2 protein-coding genes are annotated in these 3086 nt (G+C 62.0%); both read left to right on the top strand.

Going from position 1 to position 3086, the window contains the following annotated elements:
* The coding region (locus PFH44_RS26260) for an FAD-dependent oxidoreductase (RefSeq protein ID WP_283826648.1) at positions 1–1580 on the top strand (1580 nt) is incomplete at its 5' end.
* Entirely contained in the window at positions 1577–2911 is a 1335-nt protein-coding gene (gene ssnA / locus PFH44_RS26255) for a putative aminohydrolase SsnA (protein ID WP_283826647.1), read from the top strand. The genes PFH44_RS26260 and ssnA, both read left to right, overlap by 4 nt.
* Positions 2912–3086 lie beyond the last annotated feature (175 nt).

Here is a 3086-nt window from a genome sequence, read left to right as displayed (position 1 = left end):
GCAAGAGCAACTGTACCCGCCTCGACTACGACAGTTCGCTCAATATCCGCGAGCTGAAGAAAATCGCGCTCGAGAAAGGCTGGGAAGAGTACCGGCGGCGCTGGCACCGGCCGGCCGGCTCCGGCTCGTTGAACCCGGTGGCGGTGATCGGCGCAGGCCCCGCGGGGCTTGCCGCCGGCTACTTTCTTGCCCGGGCAGGATACCCGGTAACCCTGTTTGAACGCGAAGCCAACGCCGGGGGCGTGGTGCGCAACATCATTCCGCGCTTCCGTATTCCCGGGGAGCTGATTCAGCACGATATCGATTTTGTGGTCAACCACGGGGTGAACATCGTCTACGGCTGCGATCCGCAGCTGACGGTGGAGAAGCTTCGCGGCGAAGGCTATCGCTACGTGCTGGTCGGCACCGGTACCGACAAAAACAGCGGCGTCAGCCTCGGCGGTGACAACCGCAACGTGCGAAAATCGCTGCAGTTTTTACGCGAATACAATCGCGGAGAGACGCTGAGCCTGGGGAAACAGGTGGTGGTCATCGGGGCGGGCAATACCGCCATGGACTGCGCCCGCGCCGCGCTGCGGGTACCCGGCGTGGAGAAAGCAACCATCGTCTACCGCCGCTCTCTGCAGGAGATGCCGGCATGGCGCGAAGAGTATGAAGAGGCGCAGCGCGACGGCGTCGCGTTCGAGTTTCTCAGTAATCCTGAACAATTCTACGCCGACGGGACGCTCACCGTCCGGGTGATGGCGCTCGGCGACGCCGATGAAAAAGGCCGCCGTCGCCCGCTGGCTACCGGCCAAACCCGCACCCTGCGGGCGGATACGGTTATTACCGCCATCGGCGAGCAGCAGGACGTTGCGGCGCTGGCGGCGATGGGCATTCCGCTGGACGACAGCGGCTGGCCGGCGGCGGATCCTACGGGCGAAACCGCGCTGCCGGGGGTATTTCTTATCGGCGACGTTCAGCGCGGTCCGTCCTCCATCGTCTCGGCGATCGGCAACGCCCGCCGGGCAGCGGATGCGATTCTGGCGCGAGAGAATATTGCCAACCACCATCAGCATAAGCGGTGGAACAACGTCGATCCGGCGGATATTTACCAGCGCAAAGGGACTATCGCCATCGCTGAGGTGGCAAGGGATCGCCGGGAGGCGTTCGTAGCTCAGGAGGCGGAGCGCTGCCTGGAGTGCAACTACGTGTGCAGCAAGTGCGTGGACGTATGCCCAAACCGCGCCAACGTCTCAATCGCCGTGCCTGGATTCCAGAACCGCTACCAGACGCTGCACCTCGACGCCTACTGCAACGAATGCGGCAACTGCGCGCAGTTCTGCCCGTGGCAGGGCAAGCCCTACAAAGACAAAATTACCGTCTTTAGCCTGGCGCAGGATTTCGCCAACAGCAGCAACCCCGGCTTCTTCGTCGAGGACGACAGCGTTCACGTCCGACAAAACGAGCACACCTGGCTGCTAAAAATCGACGATAGCGGCCATATCGCTGACGTTCCCCCTGTCGTTACCGATCTTTGCCGCATCATTAGCCACGTTCATCTTAACCACCGCTACCTGCTGGGAGGCGTCGAAGTATGAGTATCTTAATTCTGAAAAATGCCACCGCCGCGCAGCTCTATCCGGCGAAGGTCATGGAAGGTATCGATATCGCGATTGAAAACGACGCGATCCTCGATATTGCGCCGGGGCTCGCCCGGCGCTATCCCCAGGCCAGGGTCAAAGAGATGCACGGCCGGCTGGTGATGCCGGGGATGGTCTGCGCGCACAACCACTTTTATTCCGGCCTGTCGCGCGGGATCCAGGCCACTATCCCCTCCAGCCCCGATTTTATCTCGACGCTGAAAAATCTGTGGTGGCGCCTCGACCGCGCGCTGGATGAGGAGTCGCTCTACTACAGCGGGCTGATTTGCGCCATGGAAGCCGTGCGCAGCGGCTGCACCGCGGTGATCGACCACCACGCCTCTCCCGGCTATATCGCCGGGTCGCTCAGCCAGCTGCGCAGCGCCTTTCTGCGGGTCGGCCTGCGGGGAATGACCTGCTTTGAGACCACCGATCGCAACGGCGGGCTTAAGGAGCTCCGGGCCGGCGTCGAGGAGAATATTCGCTTTGCCCGCGAAGTCGACAGCGCCCGGGAGATGGGCCGCGAACCCTACCTGGTTGAGGCGCACATCGGTGCCCATGCCCCCTTTACCCTACCGGACGAAGGGCTGGCGATGCTCGGTGAGGCGCTGCAGGCCACCGGCCGCGGCCTGCATATCCATGCGGCAGAGGACCGTTACGACGTTAGCCATAGCCATCATCGCTACGGTAAAGACCTGCTGGTCAGGCTGGCGGAATTTAACCTGATTGACCGCAAGACGCTGGTTGCCCACGGCCTGTACCTCTCCGATGAAGATATTGAGATCCTCAATTCTCAGGATGGGTTCCTGGTGCATAACGCGCGCTCAAATATGAACAACCACGTTGGCTATAACCAGCGGCTGGTGGACTTCCGCAACCTGGCGCTGGGCACCGATGGCCTGGGCTCTGATATGTTTGAAGAGCTGAAGTTTGCCTTTTTTAAGCACCGCGACGCCGGCGGGCCGCTGTGGCCGGACGGCTTTGCCCGCGCCTTAAGCAACGGCAACGAGCTGCTCGCCCGCAGCTTTAACGCCCGTTTTGGCCGCCTCGAGGCGGGATACAAAGCCGACCTGACGATTTGCGACTATCCGTCGCCCACGCCGCTTATAGCCGAGAATATCGCCGGGCATATCGCCTTTGGCCTCGGCAGCAGCCACGTGCATAGCGTGATGGTCAACGGGGAGATGATTTACGAGAACCGACGGTTTACCTTCGATCACGAACCGCTCTTTGCCGAGGCGCAGAAGGCGGCGGTGAAAATGTGGGCGCGGATGGATGCGTTACCTTAAGGCGGCGCCAGAGCGGCTAGTCCACAAGGTCCGCGGCTTATCGGCCGGGAAAAGTTCCGCTCACCAGATGTCTGGCAGAACATGCGGCCCCGCTGCCAGGTGACCGGGTTAAGGGGAAGATAACCGTCTTCCCCTTAACAATCCCCGCGGTCCCGCACGGAAATCGGGGCTGCGC

It is taken from the genome of Klebsiella sp. Ech2A (assembly GCF_030078455.1).
Classification (GTDB): Bacteria; Pseudomonadota; Gammaproteobacteria; order Enterobacterales; family Enterobacteriaceae; genus Klebsiella; species Klebsiella terrigena.
This window is presented reverse-complemented; position numbering and strand designations above follow the sequence as displayed.

Coding starts and splice junctions, on each gene's coding strand:
- ssnA (WP_283826647.1), top strand. CDS start 1,577: ATGAGTATCTTAATTCTGAAAAATGCCACCGCCGCGCAGCTCTATCCG.